20 protein-coding genes and 2 tRNA genes are annotated in these 25857 nt (G+C 34.8%); 2 read left to right on the forward strand and 20 right to left on the reverse strand.

Annotation, left to right across the window (positions count from 1 at the left end; all coding sequences use genetic code 11):
• Positions 1–12: 12 nt before the first annotated feature.
• The 10 genes from J5V48_RS00955 to J5V48_RS01000 all read right to left on the reverse strand — a co-directional run bounded on the left by J5V48_RS00955 (position 13) and on the right by J5V48_RS01000 (position 10853).
• Positions 13–807, reverse strand: a complete 795-nt coding sequence (locus J5V48_RS00955) for a BON domain-containing protein (protein WP_219936008.1) — start codon at positions 805–807, stop codon at positions 13–15.
• 552 nt (positions 808–1359) lie between these two features.
• Positions 1360–3165 (reverse strand): AAA family ATPase, encoded by a 1806-nt coding sequence (locus tag J5V48_RS00960; protein WP_219936010.1) that lies wholly within the window; start codon positions 3163–3165, stop codon positions 1360–1362.
• Positions 3166–3394: 229 nt separating this feature from the next.
• Positions 3395–3471 (reverse strand) — tRNA-Pro (locus tag J5V48_RS00965).
• A 23-nt stretch (positions 3472–3494) separates the two neighbouring features.
• Positions 3495–3571 (reverse strand) — tRNA-Pro (locus tag J5V48_RS00970).
• A 226-nt stretch (positions 3572–3797) separates the two neighbouring features.
• Positions 3798–4964 (reverse strand): pyridoxal phosphate-dependent aminotransferase, encoded by a 1167-nt coding sequence (locus tag J5V48_RS00975; protein ID WP_219936012.1) that lies wholly within the window; start codon positions 4962–4964, stop codon positions 3798–3800.
• A 14-nt stretch (positions 4965–4978) separates the two neighbouring features.
• Positions 4979–6349, reverse strand: a complete 1371-nt coding sequence (locus J5V48_RS00980) for an FAD-binding oxidoreductase (protein WP_219936014.1) — start codon at positions 6347–6349, stop codon at positions 4979–4981.
• Between the two features lie 52 nt (positions 6350–6401).
• Complete coding sequence (locus tag J5V48_RS00985) at positions 6402–7076, reverse strand: methionine ABC transporter permease (protein WP_219936015.1); 675 nt, start codon at positions 7074–7076, stop codon at positions 6402–6404.
• Positions 7069–8091, reverse strand: coding sequence for a methionine ABC transporter ATP-binding protein (locus J5V48_RS00990; RefSeq protein WP_219936017.1), 1023 nt, complete (start codon positions 8089–8091; stop codon positions 7069–7071). Before J5V48_RS00990 ends, J5V48_RS00985 begins: the two co-directional genes overlap by 8 nt.
• A gap of 48 nt (positions 8092–8139) precedes the next feature.
• Positions 8140–8991, reverse strand: coding sequence for a MetQ/NlpA family ABC transporter substrate-binding protein (locus J5V48_RS00995; protein WP_219936019.1), 852 nt, complete (start codon positions 8989–8991; stop codon positions 8140–8142).
• 1316 nt (positions 8992–10307) lie between these two features.
• Entirely contained in the window at positions 10308–10853 is a 546-nt protein-coding gene (locus J5V48_RS01000) for a cell division protein ZapC domain-containing protein (RefSeq protein ID WP_219936021.1), read from the reverse strand.
• Positions 10854–11191: 338 nt separating this feature from the next.
• Here J5V48_RS01000 and J5V48_RS01005 point away from each other — a divergent pair, with 338 nt between their 5' ends.
• Both J5V48_RS01005 and J5V48_RS01010 read left to right on the forward strand, forming a co-directional pair.
• Complete coding sequence (locus J5V48_RS01005; protein ID WP_219936023.1) at positions 11192–11626, forward strand: DUF4878 domain-containing protein; 435 nt, start codon at positions 11192–11194, stop codon at positions 11624–11626.
• Between the two features lie 241 nt (positions 11627–11867).
• Entirely contained in the window at positions 11868–12464 is a 597-nt protein-coding gene (locus tag J5V48_RS01010) for a YiiX/YebB-like N1pC/P60 family cysteine hydrolase (protein ID WP_219936025.1), read from the forward strand.
• 54 nt (positions 12465–12518) lie between these two features.
• Here the strand turns inward: J5V48_RS01010 and J5V48_RS01015 are convergent, their stop codons facing one another.
• The 10 genes from J5V48_RS01015 to J5V48_RS01060 all read right to left on the reverse strand — a co-directional run bounded on the left by J5V48_RS01015 (position 12519) and on the right by J5V48_RS01060 (position 25789).
• Complete coding sequence (locus J5V48_RS01015) at positions 12519–13628, reverse strand: porin (RefSeq protein WP_219936027.1); 1110 nt, start codon at positions 13626–13628, stop codon at positions 12519–12521.
• Positions 13629–13801: 173 nt separating this feature from the next.
• A complete protein-coding gene (locus J5V48_RS01020) occupies positions 13802–14896 on the reverse strand; it encodes a porin (RefSeq protein ID WP_219936029.1) in 1095 nt (364 codons plus the stop codon).
• 220 nt (positions 14897–15116) lie between these two features.
• Complete coding sequence (pyrD, locus tag J5V48_RS01025) at positions 15117–16148, reverse strand: quinone-dependent dihydroorotate dehydrogenase (RefSeq protein WP_219936031.1); 1032 nt, start codon at positions 16146–16148, stop codon at positions 15117–15119.
• Between the two features lie 6 nt (positions 16149–16154).
• Positions 16155–16385, reverse strand: coding sequence for a DUF2835 family protein (locus J5V48_RS01030; RefSeq protein ID WP_219936032.1), 231 nt, complete (start codon positions 16383–16385; stop codon positions 16155–16157).
• Entirely contained in the window at positions 16385–19015 is a 2631-nt protein-coding gene (gene pepN, locus J5V48_RS01035; RefSeq protein WP_219936034.1) for an aminopeptidase N, read from the reverse strand. Before pepN ends, J5V48_RS01030 begins: the two co-directional genes overlap by 1 nt.
• Before the next feature lie 47 nt (positions 19016–19062).
• A complete protein-coding gene (locus tag J5V48_RS01040) occupies positions 19063–21144 on the reverse strand; it encodes a carboxy terminal-processing peptidase (RefSeq protein ID WP_219936036.1) in 2082 nt (693 codons plus the stop codon).
• A gap of 8 nt (positions 21145–21152) precedes the next feature.
• Positions 21153–21848: a ProQ/FINO family protein gene (locus J5V48_RS01045; protein WP_219936038.1), complete on the reverse strand. Its 696-nt coding sequence runs from the start codon at positions 21846–21848 to the stop codon at positions 21153–21155.
• A gap of 273 nt (positions 21849–22121) precedes the next feature.
• Complete coding sequence (gene dapE / locus J5V48_RS01050) at positions 22122–23267, reverse strand: succinyl-diaminopimelate desuccinylase (RefSeq protein ID WP_219936041.1); 1146 nt, start codon at positions 23265–23267, stop codon at positions 22122–22124.
• Entirely contained in the window at positions 23260–23895 is a 636-nt protein-coding gene (locus tag J5V48_RS01055; RefSeq protein ID WP_219936043.1) for a hypothetical protein, read from the reverse strand. The genes dapE and J5V48_RS01055 overlap by 8 nt, the downstream gene beginning before the upstream one ends.
• A gap of 82 nt (positions 23896–23977) precedes the next feature.
• Positions 23978–25789 (reverse strand): AAA family ATPase, encoded by a 1812-nt coding sequence (locus J5V48_RS01060; protein WP_219936045.1) that lies wholly within the window; start codon positions 25787–25789, stop codon positions 23978–23980.
• Positions 25790–25857 lie beyond the last annotated feature (68 nt).

A 25857-nucleotide genomic window follows, 5' to 3' on the forward strand; every position in this document is an offset into this window, starting at 1 on the left:
CCTCTGCCTTGATTAAAGGCTAGAAGCAGGTGAGCTTGGTGCTAACAGATCGTCATCTTCAAGTAAAACTGCACCACCGTTATCAATTCCGCTCTGAGCCTCTGAAGCTAAGGAGGAAGATGATGTTGATGAAACAGAAGATGAAGATGAAGAAGATGTAGTGTTACCAATTACAGGAACGTCGTCTGATGAATTAGGAGTACCTGATGCATCCATATAATCATAAATAGGACGAACAATCTTTACGCCTGAAACCTTACTTGCCTGAATATTTGCCTTTTTACCTTCTTCCTTGGTTACATAACCTAGCAGATATACAACGCTATTCTCTGTATATACCTTGAAGCGGCCTGAGCTTATTTTCTTGGTAAATAACAATGCCCCCTTAACCTTAGATGTCAGGAATGCATCATGAGCAATTGTCTGAGAAGAAATAGGCATTCTGTTTTCAACATAGTTGAAAACTCTTTTTACATTTTTAATCTGCTTGATATAGCCTATAGCCCAGTCTAAATATTCTTTATCAGTAGTCTGACCAACCAACAGAACATTTCCGTTTACAGAAACAACATCAACACGGAAAACTTTAGGATCTGATCTCATTCTATCGTTAGAAAGATAACTTGAAGCCTCATTCTCAATCTTCTGATCGTCAACCTGAACATCAACAGTTCTACTATCAGAACCTACAACAGCACCTACACCGGCAGCTGCACCACCTACAAGCATTGTTACACAGCCATTGAGTGTTAGGGAAGATACAAATAAAGCTAAAATAATAGAAAGCTTCTTATATCCAAAAGACATTTTAAAACTCCAAAATGATTTAATTGTTTTTCTTATATTTAATTCAATTTTTTGATGTACTATTAAAGTTAATTATATTATCAGAACAATTAGCGTATACAAAGAAAAGCAATGAAAAAATGAGAAGTTTGAAAAGAAATAAATGAGGGCTATAAAAGAAAAATCCCCTGAAATTTAATTTCAGGGGAAACAATCAAACAAACATAAGGAGTGTGTGAACTATATCACAAAAATAGATTTGTGATCAACATCAATAAAAATTTTTTTAACCCAAACATCTATCTGTTTGAATTTTCGATAAATTAATATTTAAATAATCTTATAAAAAATTCATTTTATTAGTAATTATTCTTAATAATAGTAGTATTTTTTAATAATTCAAATAAAAAACATGATCGAAACCGTTTTACTTAAGATAAAAATATATAATTTGGGAGAAAATTTTCTACGAATAAAAGCAAAAATAAAAAAGGATCTTTTAGTAAGTAACTTAACAAAAAAGATCCTATCTTTTGAAGATGAGTTTTTATCTGATACTAATAAAAAAACTGTTTATTTTATCTTCTTCAATTCAATATAGCAGTCTTTTTTATAGAAACTGATTCCGTAGCTGTATATTTTGTTTACAAATGGATGAGTGATATAACTTTTTGCATATTCTTTATCATCAATCTGTTTTATTGCATTTTTTGCGTCAATTATTACAGATTCAATATTTTTTGATGCTTTAAGTTCAAGAATAACAACAGTATCTTCACTTTCATTTTTAAAGACGATATCAGCATAACCATCACCTGATTCACTGTTTGACTGATAATCGCTTATGCTATCAGAACAGTTTGTGAATACGCCTGATAAGAATCCATGATAGAAGTTCTCTTTCTTTGCCTTTGTTGCAAAATCTCTTACAGATACATATCCTTTAAGTAGCTTTTTTAAATTGGTTTTTGCTGTTTCACAATCACCTTCAAACAGAGCATTAGCTATAAGCATAGCTTTATTCTCACCTTGTGTTGATGATTCTTTAAAATGCTGCAATATGTTAGTTTCAAAGCATTCTCTTATTTCAAGGTTTGGAATTCTAAGTGAATAGATTGCTTTTGGCTTTTGTGTATCTGCATTTACAACTCTATAACCATCAGATGTCAGATATCCTGTATGCAAAAGAAGGGAGAAGAAATCTATCTCTTCATGTTCTGATAAGGTGTCATAATTCATTGAATCATTGATATAGGTTTCAATACTCAAACCATCCATCAGTGACTGCATCTTGTCTGTTGCCTTATCAGTCAGATATCCTACATATGATAATAATGCATTACTTGAGGTTGAGTTTATCCAGTAGTTTCCAGGTAATATTGTTTTTCCAGAGCTAATCTTATCTAATGACTCTGCTATAAAGTTGACTACATCCCATGGACAGAACATCTCTTTTTCATTGAATCTGTATCCATCATAATTTTCTTTAACCAGCGTTGCATACTCTTCAAGCTCATAGTCTTTTAAAAACTGTATTGTTTCTTCTTTTGTAAAGCCTATGATTGAATCAAAACTGCTATTTTCTGAAAGCACAGTATTAACAGTGATGTTGTTCACACCAGTAAAGATGCTGTTTTTTGCAACCTTAAGACATCCTGTAAGAACTATCTTTTCTATTGGATATTCTGTGTTCTTGTTATTAGGTGTGATTTTCATGAAATCAAAGAACTGGCTTATAAGAGTTACCATCTCATCGTGATAACCTTTCTCTGATGCCTTTGCTAAAGGTACATCATACTCATCGATTAAAAGTATGACTTTCTTGCCATAATGCTTGTACAGAAAATTTGATAAAGTATTTAATGCACCTGTCAGAATAAACTTGTAATCAGGATTTAGCAGATTTACCTGATCTCGCAGTATTGATAAAACTTTTTTGTCCTCAATTGAGAGCTTTGAGCTTTCTTTCAATATACTGAAGTTACCACATAGCTCTGCAACAAGTTCAATAAGCTTTCCATAAGCCTCTTTAAATGTTTCTCCATAAACTTTTTTAAGAGAAATAAAAATAACAGGGAACTGCCCCATGTATTTATTTGTAAATTCTTTATCTTTTAGAATCTCAAGACCATCAAAGAGTTTTTCTTTGTATTCTCTGTTATCACTGCCATCTTTGCCAATAGTTAAATATGTGGCAAACATATCCATTAAAAGAGTTTTACCAAAGCGTCTTGGTCTTGTGAAAAGAAGTACTGATGAAGGATCGGTAAAGACTTTTTTTAGATATGGAGTTTTATCTACATAGTAATGACCTTTGTTTCTTAATGAAACAAAGTCCTCATTGCCAAGTGGCAATGGTTTGAATGTCTTTTCGGTCATTTTTATATCCAGAATATATAGTAACTGTATGTATTTTAGCTGAATTTACTGTTAATTCAACTTGATATATTTGCAATCACCATTTTTTAATCATTATATGAATCTATAGACATTCAATGCAGAATGTTAACTTATTACGATATACAAAGGATTTGAAGAAATTAAGATAGTAATATAGAAGACAAAAAAAATACAAAACTTACGTTTTGTATCTCTTTCAAACTTTAGATGGTCGGTGATGCAGGGTTCGAACCTGCGACCCTCTGGTCCCAAACCAGATGCGCTACCGGGCTGCGCTAATCACCGAACAAATCTAAACAAATTTTAAATGGTCGGTGATGCAGGGTTCGAACCTGCGACCCTCTGGTCCCAAACCAGATGCGCTACCGGGCTGCGCTAATCACCGAACGATGAGCATTATAGGTATCTTGCCCTTTACTGTCAACATTTTTTTTAGAATTTTATAAAAAAATTTCTTTATCAATCATAGACAAACAAAGAATTAGCATAAATAAGCCATCCTTTATTTCTGAATGATTTTTTTTCTAATCGACCTTAATTTTAAACAAAAAAGAACCGGAGCTTTTTAGTAGCTCCGGCCTTAAACTTTAAATAAATTACTCTTTTAAATTTTATTTTTTCTTTATGAGCTCTCTAATCTTTGACAGATTGAATAGAGCTTCTTTTAAGGTCTCATCTGATTTTGCAAAATGCAGTCTCATATATGAGTTTACCTTCTCTTTGAAGAATGATGATCCTGGTACTGCACCAACCTTTACATTCCTTGCAAGGTCAAGACAGAACTCATAGTCATCATCATAACCAAATTCACTTATATCAACCATTACAAAGTATGTACCCTGAGGCTCATAGAACTTAAGGCCAATTTCCTTAAGACCATTACAGAAAAGCTCTTTTCTGTGAGTGAACAGATCACGTACACCTTCATAATAAGAATCTGGCAGGGTAAGACCTGCAATTACAGCCTCCTGAAGAGGAGCTGCTGCACCAACAGTTAAGAAATCATGAACCTTTCTTACTCTATCCATAACATAAGAAGGAGCTGCCACATAACCTAAACGCCAGCCAGTGATTGAATATGTCTTAGAAAGAGAGTTACACATGATGGTACGCTCTTTCATGCCAGGAAGAGTTGCAAAATATGTATGCTTATGAGGGGTAAAGATAATATGCTCATATACTTCATCCGTAATTACAAATGCATCGTATTTTTCAACAATTTTTGCAATTTCTAAAAGCTCATCTCTTGTGAAGACCTTACCTGAAGGATTTGAAGGATTGCAAAGGATTAATGCTTTAGCGCCATCCTTAAATGCATTCTCAAGCTCAACTGGATCAAATGAGAAATCAGGTACATGTAAAGGAACATAAATAGGAGTAGCTCCACATAAAACAGCATCTGCACCATAGTTTTCATAAAATGGTGAGAAAATTGCTATCTTCTGACCAGGATTTATAGTTGCCATTACAGCACACATCATAGCCTCTGTACCACCACAGGTAATACAAAGTTCACTTGCAGGATCAAAGTGAATTCCAGAAAAATGCTCGATTTTTGCAGATAAAGCTTCAAGAGTCTTTGGATTTCCAAATGTGATTGCGTACTGATGAGGACCAGTATGGGCTACATGAGAAAGACTGTTCATAAGCTCTACAGGAGGATCATTATCAGGAAAGCCCTGAGACAGATTTAATGCACCATACTGATTACACACTCTAGTCATTCTTCTGATGACAGAATCAGTAAAATATTTGGTTCTCTCACTTAATTGAATCATATTTTTTCCACTTATTAATTTGCATAACCATTATGCGGATTTAGAAGATTGTATTCATCAAATGACTTTTTAATACCAGTCATCAATGCTCTGTATTCTTCATTTGTATTTTGTAAAAAGAACTCTCTTTTATCCTTTCCTATACCATGTTCACCTGAGGCAACACCGCCTAACTGATAGGCTTTTTTATAAAGCTTTTCCATGGTGTTTTTAAGAATATCAGGCCACAGTTTATCATCAATTGAATCTTTGAGAACACAAAGATGAACATTGCCATCGCCTGCATGACCAAAGGCCACAATTCTAGGATATCCGTTTTCAGTCAGGTAATTTACATATTCAACAAAATCTGTAATTGCCTTTAAAGGAACAACAATATCAATAGGCTCCCAGGGACCTGAGGCATTTACAGCTCTTGCAATAGCACCTCTGATTTCCCATACATCTTTTGCAATAGCTTCATTCTCAAGGCTGATAACCTCGATTGCACCATTTGATAAAACAACGCTCTTAAGTCTTTGATAGCGATCTAAAACAGATGATTTATCACCATCTAAAGTTACGATTAGATAAGATTTTGCACTCTGACATGGGAACTGTTTATTCAGATACTGCTCACCGTATGCTATTACCTTTTTCTCAACAAATTCTATAGCTGTAGGATCTAAATGAGCTTTAAAAATAACATTTACGTTCTTGATACCTGTCTTTAATGAATCAAAAGCAATAACAGTATTGAGTGTATATTCTGGCATTGGCAGAAGCTTTAGAACAATCTTTGTAATTACACCTAAAGTACCTTCAGAGCCAACAATCAGCTGTTGAAGATTTAAGCCTGCTGAAAACTTATATGTTGAAGCACCTAAATGCACCTTTGTTCCATCGATTTTATACAAATCAAGTGCAAGTACATAATTTCTTGTTACACCGTATTTGACTGCTCTCATACCACCGGCATTTGTTGAAACATTGCCACCAATAGAAGCACCTTTTTCAGCTGGATCAGGAGCATAAAGATAACCGCGCTTTTCAACAAATTCGATTAAATCTCTTAAGATAACACCTGGCTCTACAGTTACTGTTAGATTCTCTTCATCCAGCTCTAAAATGCGGTTCATAGAGCTTACATCAAGAACAATGCCACCTTCAGGAATAGTACAGCCAGACAGATTTGTTCCTGCACCTCGTACAACTACGGGAATTTTATTGGTATAGGCTATTTCAAGGACAGTCTTTACATCTTCTTCATCTGATACAAGAACGTAGGCATCAGCAAAGCCTACATGAGAGCCTACAAAATCAGTCAGATACTTTTTATCGATATCTGAGCCGTAAACAACTCTACCTTTAATTCTTCCTTCAAATAACTGCTTTAAATCTGCCATAATTGCCTCAAATGACAAAAGGAGAGTTACCTCTCCTTGTATTTATCAAATCTTAATGAGATAGTTTCTTCGCTACAAGATCGCCTATGTACTGCGCTGTCTGAACAATCAATACCAGAACAATAATTGTGAAGATCATAATACCGGTTTCATACCTGTAGTAACCATACTGAACTGCAAGGTTACCAATACCACCGCCGCCTACCATGCCGGCCATTGCAGAGAAACCGATAAGGCTGATGAATGTAACTGTAATACCTCTTACAATACCAGGAGCAGCCTCCACTAAAAGAACCTTTCTTATGATAAGAGAGTTTCTTGCACCTGTTGATAGGGCTGCTTCAATAACCCCCGGATCAACTTCCTTTAAGGAGATTTCGATTAATCTTGCTAAAAATACGGTTGCTGTAATTGACAGTGGAACTGATGCTGCAACAGGACCGATTTTTGTACCTACTATATAGAATGTTAATGGTAGTGTAAACACAACAAGGATAATAAAAGGAATTGATCTGATAAAGTTGATGACTCCTGCAACAGCCTTGTTTAAAACAGGTTTCTGGAAGAACGCCTTGTTTGATGTCAGATATAAAAGGAACCCCAAAACAGAACCGAAAATAAGTGACAGAACAAAGGAAATACCTAACATAATAGCTGTTTCATAAATAGCTTTCCAAAGCTCATTTTTTAAAATAGTCAGAGTAGAATCTAAGATCTCATTAAACATTTGCAACCACTCCTTTAAACTCATGAACATAAGCCTTTTCCTTTAAGAAGGTAAGTACTGAATCGAATTGTGCTTTATCATTGCCTCTTAAGGAAATCAGAAGACGACCTAAAGGTTTTTGCTGGATATATTCAATATTTCCTGCAATGATGCTCAGATCGATATTTGTAAAACGTCTTGAGACTTCAGAAATAACAGCTTCATAAGCGTTTTCTTCCTTAAAGGTAATTAGGTACAGAGAATGCTCATGATCTAAAACTTCTTGTGGAACAACTCCATCAAAGCTTTTATTAATAAGATTCTTAGCTGCGTTACTAGTAGGACGGGCAAAGATATCATAGCTTGAACCAACCTCAACAAGCTTACCATGATCCATCACGGCAATCTTGTCAAAAAGACTCTTTGCAACTTCCATCTGATGAGTAATAAACAGAATGGTAATAGGATATGAATTCTTAATATTCTTTAAAGTCTGAACAACTTCTTTTGTATTATCAGGATCTAATGCTGAGGTTGCCTCATCGCACAAAAGAATCTCAGGATTGTTAGCTAAAGCTCTTGCGATGGCCACACGCTGTTTCTGACCACCAGATAAAGATGATGGATAAAGTTTTGCCTTATCAGATAAACCAACTATTTTGAGTAATTCTAAAACTCTTAATGGGATCTCATTTTTAGGAGTTGATGAAGCCTTTAAAGCAAAAGCGACATTATCATAAACAGTTGCATTCTTAACAAGATTGAAATGCTGGAAGATCATACCAATCTTCAAACGCAGGTTAGATAAAGCAGCTCCATCAAGAGATGTAATATCCTCACCATTTACAAAAACCTTGCCTGAAGATGGTCTTTGCAGTAAGTTTACTGTTCTTACAAGAGTTGATTTACCAGCACCTGATGAGCCTACAATACCGAAGAACTCACCTTTTTTTACCTCAAGTGTTACCTTGTCTACAGCAGTGAAGGTTTTATCATCACGAGTAAACTTGACACTTACATCTTCAAATCTAATCATTTTATTTTTCCTAGACTGATTTTTATTAGTTATAGTAATTAAAAATTCTTATTTAGCAGCAGGCCACCACTGTGGTCTTGTAAAGGCATCAAAATTCTTATCATTTTCAATACTCTTAACAAACTCATCAGAGGTTACTGCATCCTTGAAAAGCTTACCTATGGTGTTCTCGTTTTTCTTTGCAACAGCAACAACATTCTTGATAGGCTCTGACACATCTTCAACACCTAAAGCCTTTGAGTAATCAAGATTTGATGCATATGCATAGTTACCTGGAATAAAGCCTGCAGCAATACTATCAAGTGATCTTGAAATCTGAGCTGCTTCCATTGGAACGAAAACATAATTCTTCTTGTTTTCATCAATATCAGCAATAGATGCCTTCTGCTCTGACTTCTCATCCTTTAATGTAATAATTCCAAGTTTCTTGGCAATACCTAAAGCACGTGATAAGTTAACAGCATCTGTAGGAATACCAATCTTTGAATTTTCTGGTAATTCATCAAATGACTTGTATTGATCAGAGAAAACGCCAAGACCTAAAGTTGGAACATTAATAACAGATGTTAGCTTTAACCCCTGATTCTGAACAATTGAATCAAGATAACGCTGATGCTGCATGAGATTTACATCAATATCACCAGCATCCAAAGCAGCATCTGGCTGAACATAATCTGTAAATTCAACAAACTCAATCTTGTAGCCTTTAGCTTCAATAATAGGACGAATATGCTTATCAATCATTCCTCTGTAAGGGCCAGGAACAACGCCAACCTTAATAACAGAAGGAATGCCGTTTTCATCAACTGATGCGCTCTTTTTATCGTCACCACAGGAAACAACAGCTAAAGATAAAGAACTAACAAGAAAAACCTTAGATAAATACTTTAATAGCTTCATATAACAATCTCCTGTTTTAAATACATATAGAAGCAAACAATGCGTACATAATACAAAATCTATAAAAATTAACTAATACTATTTATCAATAGGTATATATAAGAATTTCCTATAACTTAAAAATAACGTCTAAAAAGCTTTAAAACGCATATGCACAGCGATGATGAATAATGAGTCATAAAAATAGAGTAGTTGCCAAATCTGATCAATTTAGAAGAAATAAAGAAAACCGAATAAATAATACTTAAAAGAAAGAATAAATAATCAAAATAACAAATTGTTAGATATTAGTTATAAACAAATATAATCATATAATTTTAAAGAATATCTAAATTACATTTGTAATGTTTTATATTACATTACTTTACATTGAATTTTTATTCACCCCACACATAAACCCCAATCCGTTTTCATATCATTTTTAAAACACAATAATTTTGTAATTAAATTTCATTTCAATAATTACATTTTTAAAAGTATACTTTCACAAATTTCATTTTTATAAAATTTAACTAATAATACACATAAATATATTTAGAATATTTCATATTTATATATCATAAAATAATATATTTATATTGCATTTCAGTTAGTTATCTATTGTCTATTGTTTTAATATATATAAATATACGTAAAAATTTATAGTTCTTTCATTTACATATTTATAAATTTTCACTTTCATATTTTCAACAAGAATAGGGCCAATTTGATATAGTGACTTTCATTTTTTTTGTTTTTTTTAAATTAGACTGCTCTTTTTTATACTTTATATTTGAAAAGGTAATAAGTAGAATTTATGGAATGTTAAAAAAATTTTATTACTTTTGTCACAATGTTGTTTAAAGACCATATCCAAAAACAGATCACTTTCTTTAAAATAACATTTAAAGACTGATCGTGTTAAACATTAAAAATGTAATATGTCTTATTTATTACATGCAGTCGTACAACATAAGGACTTTCTACTCTATTGAGTAGTTTATTTAAGAATTAAATTTTATAAAAAAAAGACCAGAAAATGGTCGAGAATGGATCTAAAAGATCTACAGCAAATAAACGATAAAAGGTCACTTTGTGGCCTTTTATTGTATCTGCACTACTCTATAATCAACAACCACTCTAACGTATTGCACGTCTATTAGACTACTCTATATTCATTTATCTGGATTCTTATCATTTAAACACATTTGAATGTTGTATTAATGCTAAAAGATATGATTATAAAGATAAAAAAAATCCCTCTGAGATGGAGCGTCTCAAAGGGAGAGAATGGTCTTAACTAACGTTAAGAACTACAGCAAATTAGGAGAAAACTGTTATGCATATTTGAGCATATGCTCTTCGTACCTGCATACATATTCAGGTGCGACTCTAATCATCATTCCGTTTGAAAATCCTCTATTCTCCATTACTTCAAGCTCTTCACTAAGCAGCATTAATCTTACAAGTCCATCTGCATCCTTTTCATCAAGAACAATGCAGTGACCGTAATTACCGTTTTTTGAATAAATATTCACAAACATTCCTTTGCCAGGAACAATCTGTCTGCTTGACACAGGAGTAAAGAATTTTGAATAAGGGCAACCGACTCTTGCAAAGCGCATACATGCTACTGCTCTTAGTCCGATTGAAAGAACTGTACCTTCATCGCTTATCAGCTTTGAGATACCGTCTTGGTATTCTGTTAACAAATTTGCATCAAATACACAGAAAGGCTCATTATTTTCAGGCCTTACATCTAAATCATCTACTCTGTAGTTAGTATCTAACTGGTAGCTTTCGCCATCATCTGTTGTAAGATTGATTACCAGTTTGCCATTGTTGTACGACCAGGTACAGTTGTGAGATGGATTTATAATCATTTGTATTTGCTGCCTTTTTATAGTGTTTTTGAAATTATTGTAATCTATTTTCATTTTATATTATGTTTTTCAAAAAATAAACTAAAAATAACCAAAATTTATTAAATCATGATCTCTGGATCACATATCAAGGCATTTTCAAATGTAATGAATATTTCTTAACAGCATGTTTTACTATTATTACTTTTCATTACTGCTCTTTTCGTTTTTTATTATATTTTTGATTATTTAGCTTTTTATTAGTTAATATGCATAAATTACTTATTTACTGACATAGAGCAATTTTTTTTTAATGTTTCTAGGAGTAAAATGAATCTATATTCTTTAAGGAGTTAATTATGTTAAAACGTCTATTTAATCTTTTTTCTGTAGTTACTTTAGTACTTTCTGTATTTACTATTGCAGCATGCTCTGATTCAAAACCATATGAAAAGGTTGCTGTTACCTATATGGAAGCTGTTTTTCAAGCTGATACAGATACTGTTCTTGATACTATCTATATCAAGGATAAACGTTCTGAAAAGGAACAGCGCAAGAAAGCTGAAGAAAAACTAAATGCTTTCTTACCAGAAGTAGCTAAAGATATGGAAGCAAAAGCAGGTGGTGTTAAGAGCGTTGAGGTTCTTAAGTCTGAATTAAATGAGGCTCAGGATACTGCAAAGGTAACTGTACAAATCAACTATAAGAAAAAGTTCAACAACGCAACTAATGAAAAGGTTACATTAACCGTTGTTAAGGTTGAAGAAGACTGGAAGGTTATTCCAAATCTATAACTATTTCTTATAAACATTTCATTTAATAGAGGATCTTGATCCTCTATTCTTGTCATAAAATACTAATGCAATCTTATTATTTATTTGCAGACTGACAAACTCGATGCTAGACCGAAGTTACGTGATTCTCGAGACTTGTGACAGGAAGGTCATATATGGCCTTTAACAAGAATTTTTTACTGATTCATATCAGAATATGAAAATCAAAATACTCTACACATATCTGTTTTGCTTTCTGTTCGTGCTTTTTCTTGCAGGAATTATTTTTACTTTCCAAAAATCAGATCCTGAAAATATAAGACCAAGAGAACTTGATACAGCCATAACTGAAAAAATTAAGATTGGTGATCTTGTATTAAGAGAGGGAACTTCCGTTCAAAGTCAGATTATTTCGCAGTTATCTGACAGTAAGTTTAGTCATATTGGCATTATCACATCTGTTGGAGATGTAATTTTAGTAACTCATGCTTCAAATGATGAAGAAACTAATGAAGCTGTAAGTGAGACAACTCTTGATGAATTCATTTCTTTTGATCTTGCACACTCAGTAAGGATCATAAGATTAAAAAACATACCAGTTAATGTAAGAGAAAAGATAGCATTAAACGCAAAACAGAAAATTGGTCAGAAATTCTATCTTGTATCAGACAGTATGAGCAACAGTGATAAAAGAATGTACTGTACTACCCTAATCTACGATGCTATCAGACAGGAGCTCCCTGAATTTACTCTTAAATGGAAGACTATTAATATGCCAGCAATTAATGGAGCCTTTTTGATGCCTTCTGCCTTTCTTGAGACTGATAATGAATTAATCTATTCATCAGAGCAAAAATAAAACCTGAAAGATCACTCCTCCAGGTTTTACGACTTTGTTTAAAAGAATTTCTTATTAGAAGGTATATCTTGCACCAGCTGATAACTGAGTGCCTCGATTTAACTTATCCTTACCGTTTATTGGGTTAATTGAGGTTCTCTTATCATCTGAGCCAGCATCGAACTCAGCTTCGGTCCATACCTTGAAGTTACTGTTGAATGCGTAACGTACCTGTAATGGAACACGCTTGAAGGTATAATCTTCTTCTTTACCGTTATATTTGTTGATTGTTGCCTGCATGTGATTGTAACCTGCGATAAGAGCAACGCCACTATCGAAGCTATAACCTACAACAAGCTCATAGCCTTTTAACACCTGCTCTTTAAGTGCAGTTGCAGAAAGCTTATTAAATTCAGAGTCATATCTGTATGCAGAGCCTGCTAGATATAAACCAGTTGTTGGTAATCCCCAAGCTACAGATGCTACAGTATGCTTTGCATCAGCAAAATCAAATTCATCTCTGCCTTTTACATCATCATCCTGGCCCTTTAAGTAAGAATAGCCAGCCTTAACTGATAATGGACCAAAGCATACATTGTCAAAGGTGTAACCTGCTGCTGCGCCGTAGCCACTTTCAACATCTAACTTCTTACCAAAAACTTTGATATCATCTGATGCGATCTGAGCATGAACAGAGCCAAAGAAACCGCTGTTATTAATGTCATAGCGGATAATACCATTGCGGCGATCACCGTTTAAACCAAAATCATTCTGAATATCGATATCCTCATAAATATCGGTTGCTGTATGAACAGCACGGTTTACATCGAAGGTCTTACCGCCAATAACCTTACCAAACTTGCCAAAATCAGCACCAACATACTGCTCACGAGAAGCAATTTTGTCGCCTATCTTAGCGCTGTGACCATCTGCCATATCCCACTCAGTGAATGCAATTGCTGACAGATAATCTAAAACCTTGGTTTTACCAGACATTGACAAACGTGCAGAATTAACAAGTGAATCATCATGCTCACCTGCATAATTGTAATGACCGTTGAATGCAACAGCCTGTACTCTACCGCCAATGGCAAGTGTAGTACCATCCTTATCGTATACTGTAGCAGCATTAGCAACCATACCAAGTGTTGCTAAGCTAACTGCAAGAGCTAGTGACTTTTTCATAATATTTCCAATATTTATATATAATTACTGATGATAGTATTTTATGCCAATTAACTGAAGATCTAGTAATTTAAGTTTAAAAAGTAAAAGCTGTATCACAACAAATTTATGCCCAAAAAAACAAACCCCGACATTAGCCGGGGTCATTATTATTCTATAAGATAGAAAATATCTTAGAAGGTGTAACGTGCACCAACTGAGAACTTAGTACCTCTATCTTCCTTAGAATAGTGAACATCTTCATTAGCGTATGAATTTGAGTTTGCATCGAACTCAGCTTCAGTCCAGATGTTGAATGAAGGAGCTACCTGATAGTTAACTAATACAGGAACACGGCGTACAACCTTTGATGGAGTTACGCCATTAACATTCTTGATCTTAGAATCTCTAACTTCGTAACCTGCTAAAACATTTAAACCAAAGTCAAAAGTGTAGCCTGCTACTAACTCATAGCCCTTAACGTGCTCGTTGCTACCGTATACATCAGCACGACCATCGTTTGAAGTCTTGTGGTGAGTATTGTATAAAGCAGCTAAGTATAGACCTGAATCTAAAGAACCCCAGGTTACAGAGAATGCTGAACCCTTGAACTCTTTAAAGTTGTTGATGTAAGTATCAGTTTCATCGTCCTGACCTTCAACGTAGGTGAAACCACCCTTGAATGCTAATGGGCCGAATACAACATTATCAAAGGTATAACCTGCTGATGCTGCATACCCCTGCTCAACCTCTAATTCTTTGCCTGCAACAAGAGCGTTATTAGATGCTGTATTGAATGATGCAGATGCAAAGAAACCGTTGTTGTCAAATTCATAACGGAACATACCGGTACGACGATCAGCTGCAGTTGCATTGTCAATACATGCAGTATCTTCAAATACGTCGGTTGCAGCCTGAACAGCATATAAAGCATCAAATGCCTTACCAGCTAAGATTTTACCAAATGAACCAAAATCTGCACCAACATACTGATCACGTGTGTTGATTGAATCGCCAGTTGCAGCTTTGTTGCCATCAGCCATATTCCACTCTGAGAATGCGAATACTGAAACATAATCATTTATCTTGGTGTTACCAGATAAGTTTAAACGAGCTGAATTTACTAAGCCTGCATCATGATCACCTGCGGTTTCATATGCACCATTGTAAGCTACAGACTGAACACGACCGCCAACTGCGAATGAAGTGTTATCCTTATCATATACAGTTACAGCACTTGCGTTAGTTGCTGCAAAAGCTACTGCTAAAGCTAATAAAGACTTTTTCATAATATATTCCTCATTATGTTTAATTATGTAATGTTAACCACATCACAACAATAATTTAATTTAAATTTTACAAACTGTCAATATTATTTGACCATTGTTGCATTTTTAGTTGTTTTTGATGTTTTTGCAATATTAGTGTGCATTCACTAAAAAAAATCTGACATTTCAGATTGATAATGTCAGATGTTAATAAAACTAAAAATTTAATTTACAAATGCACTTATAAAGCAGCTATAATCTTTTTAATTACAACAGGACCTCTGTAAATTAATGATGAATAAAGCTGAACAAGACTTGCACCATTAGCAAATTTCTCTCTTGCTGATATTGCATCTGTTACACCACCGACACCAATTAATGGCATCTTACCATCAGTCAGCTCATGAACTTTCTTCAATACTCTATTGCCAAGCTCTCTTAATGGCTGTCCTGAAAGTCCGCCCCACTCATTTGCATGATCAAGAGCATGTACCATCTGTCTTGATACAGTTGTATTTGTACAAGTCATACCGTCCATCTTAAGCTCCATACATACAGAGCAGATATTCTCTAAAGCCTCATCATCAAGATCAGGAGAAATCTTGACAACCAATGGAACATACTTGTCGTATTTCTCCTGTAGCTTCTTCTGCTCTTGCTTTAATGGCTTTAACAGATTTACTAAAGGCTCTTTTGCCTGAAGCTTAGTAAGATTTGGAGTATTAGGGCATGATACATTAATGGCAATATAGTCAGCATACTGATAGACCTTCTGCATGCACTCTAAATAATCACTAAGAGCATTTTCTACAGGAGTTGTCTCGTTCTTTCCGATACTTACGCCAATAATGCCGTCATAGTTTGCAGTCTTTAGATTCTCAACAAGATTATCAACACCCTTGTTGTTAAAGCCCATTCTATTAATGATGCCTTCAGCGTCCTTGATTCTGAACATTCTAGGCTTTTCATTACCATCCTGAGCTTTTGGTGTTACAGTACCAACCTCGATAAAGCCAAAACCTAAAGAGCCAAAAAAGTCTATTGCCTCAGCATTCTTATCAAGACCTGCTGCAAGACCTACAGGATTTTTAAACTTAAGTCCCATAATCTCAACAGGAGAATTAGCAACCTCCTGTTTGAATATACTTGTCAGATTCTTCTGAGAAATCAGAGCTGCTGAGTTAATCAGAGTATCATGTGCCCTTTCAGGATCCATGCAGAAGATTAATGGTTTTACCAGTAAGGGATATAAGCTGTATGGAATAAACTGCATTGTCGTTTACCTTATCTTTGTTATTTTCAGAAATTTGTTATCTGCTGTTGTTGTAAGCTCAAAAAGCCCATAGATTCCATCTTCAGTTGTAAACTGTCTTAAATGTTTTGCATCAATATCAAGAACAAGACCTTCCACGCTTCTTACACGAAATCGTTTTACTGCTCCTGAATAAACATTTAACAGCTGATCTTTTGTAACAGCCATTGAGAATCTATAGCTTTTGTATCCGAACATTATCTTTCCTTAAGTGCGGCATCAACCTTTTCATAAATAGATTTAGAAAGATTTGGCAGCGCCATAAGATTCTTCAGCTCCTGTCTAATCATAGATTCTCGTTGAGAATCAAAACGTGAAAAACTTAACATAGGAGTCAGAATTCTTGCAGCTACGCTTGCATTAATTGAATTGAGACGCTTTACCTCAGAGCACAAGAGTCTGTATCCATCTCCTGAGATATCATTAAGAGCAACAGGATTAGACAGAGCCAGAGCTCCAACTAGAGCTCTTACACGGTTTGGATTATTGCCATCATATGAAGGATGCTTCATAAGAGCTTTTACATTATCAATTGCCTTGTAGCTTTCAACTGTAGCATTTGCTCTGAAGAAATTATCAAAAGCAAGTGCATTGTTTGAATATCTCTTCTCAAAATCATCATGAATAGCACTCTTGCATGCCAGATCAAAATGAGTTGCATCAGTTAAAGCCTGAAGCTTATCAGTCATATTATTGCTGTTCTTATAATGATTCATTACAAGATCAGATGCCTTTGAGTGCTCATTCTTAAAGCAAAGTGCAGTAACAATCATATGAAGAGCACTGTTGTTTACAGAGCGTCTGCCCATATTGTCAACTGAATAATTTGCACTTGATGCTCTAACCTTGCTGTATAGATTTTTAAATTCCTTCTCTAATGCACAGGCAATCTTGTTGACCAACATTGTTCTTGCAGCTGATAACTGATCTATTTCGATGTGGTCAAAAGTTTCCATTAATGAAGAAACTGACTGTATCTTCATAGTTTCATTGAGCAAAATCAGATCGGTATTTTCATCAACTGTTGATAAAAGCTGTCTGTATGATGATATAAGCTCGATTGGATCTGTAACGGCAGCTCCATTCTTAAGATTCTTAATATTCTCATGAACATACTGCTTTTGCATATTTACAGCACTGTCAACCTTAATGAAAGGATCAGCGCTAAATGACATCATATGCTGCAGATTTTCTGTTGTATATGGTGCATTTAGCTTTACAGGTGCTGAAAAATCACAAAGCAGAACAGGCAGAACATTCTCTCTTAATGTAAAGGTATATTCCTGCTCTGATTCATTAAGAACAATATAATCCTTGAATGAAAGCTCTTTTGGTCTTACCTCATGGCCATCCTTATCAAGGAAGGATATTCTTATCGGCATGAAGAAAGGCTGTTTCTCACTCTGATCAGGAGTTGGATTTGTATGCTGACTGAGCTTTAATACAAGCTTTGAGTTTTCCCTGTCATAATGCCATTTAGCATCAACATTTGGAGTGCCGGCCTGAGTGTACCATCTTCTAAACTGTGTTAAATCAATTTCACCTTTTTCTTCCATACATACAAGAAAATCTTCAATGGTCACAGCCTGGCCGTCATATTTTTCAAGATAGTAGCTCAAAGCCTTCTTGAACTTTTCCTCACCAATTAGAGTATGAATCATACGAATGACTTCAGCACCCTTGTCATAGATGGTTACTGTATAGAAGTTATTCATCTCCATAACCTGTTCTGGACGTACAGGATGAGCCATAGGAGATGCATCTTCTGCAAACTGTGAAGATCTAATTACATTAATTGCATGAAGTCTTGTCAGAGCTCTGTTTGCACAGTCTGAACTGAATTCCTGATCCCTAAATACAGTAAGACTTTCTTTTAATGACAGCTCAAACCAGTCTCTTAAAGTAACTCTGTCACCTGTATAATTGTGGAAATACTCATGACCAATTACGCTTTGTACATTATAGAAAGCTGTATCGGTAGCAGTATCAGGATCAACCATTACATAAACTGAGTTGAAAACATTAAGACTCTTGTTTTCCATTGCACCGAAGTTGAAGAAATCAACAGCCACAACCTTGAAATTATCAAGATCATATTCAAGATTGAATCTGTCCTCGTCCCACTTCATAGACTCCTTGATGCACTGCATTGCAAACTGACCTCTAAGTGCAGCACCTCTGTCTACATAAAGCTTCAAGTCAACATTACGGCCTGATTTTGTCTTGAATGTATCCTCTACTATATCAAAGGTACCTGCAACAAGTGCGAACAGATAGCTTGGCTTTGGGAAAGGATCTTCCCACACAGCAAAAGGACGATTCTTTATCTTACCCTGCTCAATTAAATTACCGTTTGAAAGTAAAACACCACAGCCATATTCAGGACCGACAATCTTTACTCTGTACTTTGCAAGTACATCTGATCTGTCAAGAAAATAAGTTATTCTTCTAAAACCTTCAGGCTCACACTGTGTACAGAATGCACCATCAGATTTGTAAAGGCCCATAAGAGAGGTGTTAGCTGTAGGATTAATCTCATTTTCAATATAAAGATCAAACTCATCAGGAACAGATGAAATTTCAAGTTTGTTGTCATGCTCTTTATATTTAGCACCTACACCATCAACTTTAACAGACTTTAAAACCAGCTCTTCACCATCGAGAACAAGCGAAGCCTTTTTATCCTGAGTAAGACGTACGTAGTGAGCAACTGTAGTTACCTTTGTTTTTGTATCATCAAGTTCAAAGGTAAGATCAATATTGGTAACTGTAAAATCCGGGCTTTTATAGTCTGTACGCTTTTTTGCTTTAAATGTCTTCTTTTCCATTTTATATCCTGTGTCTAAAAAGCCTGGAAAAACCAGGCTTATTAGTATTATTCCTCGTTTCTGTATTTAAGCAGTATCGGTGTAGAATCCTGTGCACTCAAATCAATATTCTGCTCTTTTACAATAGCAGAAAAATCAGATGCAATATTCACACATGCTTTTAAAAGAGGATCGTCAAAAACAAAGTCATCAGGAATATCCTTAACATTCTTTACAGGATCTTTTCCCATTGCCTTTAATCTTGTATTTGTATTGGCAAGATTTACTGCCTCATCTTCTTTAAACAGCTTAAGGCGTTTATCATAATTTATAGATAATACCTTCTTTGCCTTGAGTTTAGCATATCGTTCCTGCTCGCTTTTTATTACATTGAATACAGGATCGGCTGCAATTCTTTGATTATGCTTCTTCTCAAGCTCCTTAACAATATTGGTTATATTGGCAGCACTGATATAACGATCATATTCGCTTGGCTTTATGCTGTCCCATTCAAGAGCATTTGGCTCTGATTTCTCACCAAACTCTGTAACATCAATCAAGGTTGGAAGAGTAATATCAGGAGTTACACCACGAAGCTGAGTGGAACCGCCATTTATTCTATAGAACTTAGCTATTGTGTAGTGAATTGAGCCAAAGTGTGAATCCTTAAGATCATAAATTCTGGTTAATGGTCTGCTCTGCTGAACTGTACCTTTACCATATGAATTATCACCAACAATAAGAGCTCTGCCATAATCCTGAAGTGCTGCAGCCATAATTTCAGATGCTGAAGCTGACAGACGGTTAATCAGTACAACTAAAGGACCTTTATACTGCATTGCGCTGTCAGTATCGTCATAAGTTGTCTGCTCTGCATTTACATCACGGACAAGCACAACAGGACCTGATTTGATGAATAAGCCTGTAGTGAAAATACCTTCAGGAAGAAGTCCACCGCCATTGTTTCTTAAATCAACAACAATTGCATCAACATCCTGATTAGTAAGCTTGTTTATTTCGCGGAGCACATTCTGATGGAGATCGGTATAGAAACTTGAAATAGTGATTACACCGATTTTCTTACCGTCGTAACTGTCATAAACCTTTGACTTAGCTTCCTTGTCCTGTAAACGGATCTTGTCACGGACAAGTTCAACATTAAAGGTTTTAGAAGTTGCACCGTCACCTCTTTCAATCTCAAGAATAACCTTAGTGCCTTTCTTACCTTTAATCTTCTTTACAACTTCTGTAAGTCTCCAGCCGATGATGTCATCACTCTTGCCATTATCCTGCTTTACACCGACAATTCTGTCTTTTGGTTTGAGCTTTTTGGATTTCTCTGCAGGTGATCCTGGAAGAATAGATTCAATGACTGTAAACTCATCTTCCTGTGATAAAACAGCGCCAATACCTTCTAATGACAGATTAATGTCATCATTAAAATTTTCAGACTCAACTGGTCCAAAGTAATTTGTATGAGGATCGATAGCTGTGGCAAAAGAATTTTCAAAGATTGAGAACACGTCCTCAGATGACACCTGAGCTACTCTGTTCATTGCTGCAATATATCTGTTCTTGATACGCTTGAGTGCAGTTTCCTTTGACTTACCGTTTAACAGCTGAACCTCATAATCATTAATGAGCTCTTTTTCCCAGAGACTCTTTAATTCCTGTTCATCCTTTGCAAATTCAGCTTTTGTTCTATCTATCTCAATTGATTTGTCAGTATTAAGATTAATACCCTTGTCAAGTAACGAGAGCATATATTTGTATTTTGTATAACGCTTTTTAATGTTCTCGTTATATACAGCATAAGGATAATCAAGATAGCACTTTTCCAATCCCTGAAGAATTGATGGCGCATTTGCATAGATTTCATCAATTTCTTTTTTGGTATATAAGGAATGATTGTAATCAAGATATGTTACAAAACGATCAATTACCTTTTTGGTAAAGGCATTATCTGTAGTTACAACCTTATAATGAGCTCTTGTAAAATAGTTAAAGATTCTAAGACATGAAACAGAATGTCTCTGTTCTGGCGCAAGAACAGGCATCTGCTCAAAGGTTGGAACTGTAAGTTTTGCGTTTGCATTAAAGCAGCAACCAAGTACAAGACCGGTCACTGCAAATTTTAAAATGTTTTTCAATTGAAAACCTAATTAGAAGTCTTTGGAAGAAGAACTCTATCTAAAGGTAAGGTGAGAGTAAGACCTGAATTTAGAGTTACTCTAACAGTATCTTTTGATGCATCCTGAGCTACAACACCACGAACAAAGCGTTGCTCTGAACTTAATACAAGAACATTTGTACCAAGCTTTAAGTTATCCTGTGTACCCTTGATACCATCTACCTTGAATGGCTTTCTTGCGCCCTTTCCCTGAACTCTGTTCTGCTTGAAATTCTTTTTGTTATCCTTGCGAACAGGTTTCTTGTTTACATTGCGCTTTGCATTAATCTGAGAAATCTTTTCTTTTGCATAAGCTTCATGCTCTGCATTAACAACATCTTCAATCTCATTGCCGTCAATGTCTATTCTGTGAGCACCAGCCTTTAGACTGTACAGATATTTAAGTCTTGTTGTATACATTCTTAAAGCAGAACGCACTTTAGACAGTGATAAACCTTCAATTGAAGAAGCTCTATCCTTAATATCATCAAAGATACCAATCTTTAATGGCTTGATATCACCATCCTTTACAAATGCCTTTGGGAAGGTTTTATATAAAATCTCAAGAGCCTCTTTAATATGCTCTAAGCGTGTGCCATCCTCTGAAACAGTCTCTTTTTTCTCGATATCTAATGACTGCACTTCGTTTTTAATCTGTTCTGGTTCTTGCTTTTGGGTTTCCACAAGAAACTCCTTTAAAAAAATGAATATAAAACTATCTGTTTATTGTAATGAACTTTTGAATTTTTGTGAATTGATATTTGATTTATTTAAGAATTTTTACGGATGATTTTATACAATCAGCACATTTTTACCTGATAGTACCGCCACCCTGGCTTCAGCCACACGTAGCAGTCAAAATTATTAACAAATTGTGTGCAAGTATATTTTTCAAAATCAACGAATTATGATTGCTTTAAAAGTCATACTCCTCAAAAATCAAGGAGTACGGCTTGTTTAGAAAAGCTTTTCTAGAGTTGTAACAAAGATGTCTTTTAACTTTTCAAGACTGTTTAAAGAAACAGCTTCGTTTACCTTGTGAATATGAGTAGACAGTGGTCCAAATTCAACAACCTTTGTTCCTAAAGGTGCTATAAATCTACCATCTGAGGTACCACCTGCAGTTGAAAGTGATGGATTAACCTTAGTGTGCAAACTGATAGCTTCTTTTAAAACATCAAGAAGTTCTCCGCCCTTTGTTACAAAAGGAAGTCCATTAACTACATATCTTATATCACAGTCTAGTTTGAGATCTTTTACAATTGATGTAACTTTTCTCTCAATCAGCTCTTTGTTTAACAGATCTGAATATCTCCAGTTGCACATGATGTAACATGAGCCTGGTACGACATTTTCAGCACCAGTGCCACAACTGATATTTGTTACCTGAAATGAGCTTTTTGGAAAGAATTGAGAACCTTCATCCCACTGTGTTTCAGACAGTGCCTTAATAAGTGCACCTGCATGATGCGCTGCATTATCACAACGATCAGGATATGCAACATGTCCCTGAACGCCCTTTACTGTAATGTGAGCTGTAATAGAGCCTCTGCGACCGTTTTTGATGGTATCTCCAAATTCCTTTGAACAGCTAGGTTCACCTACAATGCAGTAATCAGGAATAAGATTATGCTCTTTTAGATACTCAACAACAAAAGGAGTGCCTCCAACAGCATCTCCTTCCTCATTGGAAGTAAGCAAAAGACCTACAGTTCCTTTGTGATTTGGATTCTGCACAACAAACTGACACAAAGCCATGCACATGGCAGCATCAGATCCTTTCATGTCCTGTGTTCCACGACCGTGAAGGATCACATCATCACCTAGATCTTCTAAAAATCCATCAAAAGGATCATATGTCCATTCTTCTGTATTTCCTGCAGGAACAACATCAGTATGGCCCAAAAACAAAAGGAATGGAGACGCAGCACCATGCAGTGCTAAAAGATTGGTTACACCGTTGCTGTTAAGTCTTACTGTATTAAATGAAGCCTTTTTCAACAGATCTTCAATAATATCCTGGCATCCTTTATCATCAGGTGTAACAGAGGCTCTCTGAATGAGAGCCTGTGCAAGTTTCTGTGTTTTAGTAAGATTAATCATCTTCGGTTGGATACTGTAAGAATAGTTTTCTTTCAAGTCTTAAGAACTGATATGCAGTTTTACTTTCCTCTTCAACCTTTAAGGCATCAAATCTTCCGTAACGAACATCTTCAAGAAGTTTAATGTCACTGTCAGTAAGCTCAGATCTTGCCTTTATATACTGACCTAAGAACTGGTTTGCTAAAAGCTCATCCCAAGGAAATACTGTTGAAATTGAGCGTAATGTAAACATTGACATGGTATCAAGACAGATTAAACACTTTTCTTCAAGATGTTTTAGATAATCCTTTTGAATATCTGCAAAGTCATAATAATCAAAAGTGTTACTTACAGAGCCATCTGCATATGATATTGAAGCTTTGTTATTTTCGTGTACAACAACAAATTCAGGTTCAATTTCAGCCTGTGCAGCACTTGCCTTAATAAGCTCTTTCATTTTTTCAGAGCAGACAATAAGAGGCTTTTTGTTCATAAGTGACAGAATATCGCAGACATTGTCCATACCGTTTGCTTCTTCAGTGTCATTAACCTTTACACATAAAAGTGCATGAACTTCCTTTAATGGTGGTCTAATAACCTTGTGTGCATCTGGTGGACATTCAGGATGGTAACGCTCTGGCATTGACATAAACAAAATTCTCCAAAAATAAATGTTATATAAACTTGTAATGATTTTCAGACAAGAATATCAAAATAATGAATAGTCTGATTTATTTAATTTTTCTGCAGGAAACTTCACACTGCTTGTTATAGAAACTGATGCCATAGCAGTAGATAGCTTTAACTGATGAATCATCAAGATACTCATCTGCATATCTCATTTCTTCTATCTGCTTGAGTGCCTTTTGAGTACCTTCTGGTAATTCTTTTTTTGAATTTACTGCTTTAATCTCAAGGATAACTACTTTCTTCTGTCTTTCATCCATGAATATTAAATCAGCATAACCATCACCTGATTCACTGTTTGATTTAAAGTCAGTTATGAAGTTTGAACAGTTTGTAAATATTCCTGATAAGAATCCATGATAGAAGTTCTCTTTCTTTGCCTTTGTTGCAAAATCTCTTATTGATACATATGATTTTAAAAGGTCAAAGATGTTATCTGATGCACTTTCACTATCACCTTCAAACAGAGCTTTTGCTATAAGCTTTGCCTTATTCTCTCCTTGATTTACTATAGTATCAAAGTGCTCTTTTATGTTCTTTATAAAACACTGACGGATTTCTCTGTTTGGGATCTTAAGTGAGTAGACTGTCTTATCTTCTCCAGAAATATTCTCTGTTCTGTAGCTATCAACAGTAAGATATCCTGTAAAAAGCAATAATGTGTAGAAATCCTCAGCTTTGTGCATTGATAAATCATCATAGTTCATTGAATCATTGATGGTGGTCTCTATACACTCACCATCCATAAGCTTTTGCATATTCTCATTATCTTCATCTGTAAGATATCCAACATATGATAATAATGCGTTGCTTGATGTTGAGTTTATCCAGTAGTTTGGTGCATTAACCTTGATATTCTGTGATTTCTTTTCTATGGCATCTTTAATAAAAGAAACTAAAACCCATGGACAGAACATTTCCTTTTTATTGAATCTGTAACCATCATAATTCTCTTTTACAAAAGGAAAGTAATCATCAAGTTCATAGTCCTTTAATATCTTTACAGTCTCATCTTTTGTAAAGCCTATCATTGAATCAAATGATGGACTTTCAGACAGAATTGTATTCACATAAAGATTGTTTACACCTGTAAAAATACTGTTCTTTGCTACCTTTAAACAGCCAGTGAGTACTATCTTTTCTATAGGCAAATCTGCTTTTTCATTTGCATAAAAATTATTTTTCATTACATTAAAAAATGAAGTCATCAAAGTCACCATCTTATCGTGGTAACCTTTTTCAGAAGCCTTTGCTAAAGGTACATCATATTCATCAATCAGGATAATGACTTTTTTTGAATAGTGTTTATAAAGACAGTTTGATAAGAATTCTAAAAAATTTTTTATATAAAAGCTATTATTTAATGAACGTAACTGATTAACATTCTGTAGTATTCTTAATGATTCTTTTTCTGAATCTAATAGCTTATTACTTTCATGTAAAAAATCAAATTCACTAGATAAATTAGATATCACATAGGCAAAAGCTTCATAAGCTTCTGTGAATGTATCACCATATACGTTTTTAAGTGTAATAGAAATAACAGGAAACTGTCCTAGGTATTTATCTGTAAATTCTTTATCATTTAGAATCTCAAGACCATCAAAGAGTTTTTCTTTATACTCTCTGTTTGCAGAACCATCAGGTGCAACTCTTAAAAATGATTTGAACATATCCATTAAAAGAGTTTTTCCAAAACGTCTTGGTCTTGTAAAAAGGATTACTGGAGAGATATTGGTAAAGACTGTTTTTAAGTATAAGGATTTATCAACATAATATCCTCCTTTAGTAATGATATCTATGAAACTATCATTTCCAATTCCTAAAGGTAGCCTTTTTAAGTTTCTCTCGCTCATCTTTATATTCCAAAATCATCTTACAATCCTATTTTAGACAAAATGATGTATATATAGCAAATGAAAGT

The organism is Succinivibrio faecicola (assembly GCF_019448115.1).
Classification (GTDB): Bacteria; Pseudomonadota; Gammaproteobacteria; order Enterobacterales; family Succinivibrionaceae; genus Succinivibrio; species Succinivibrio faecicola.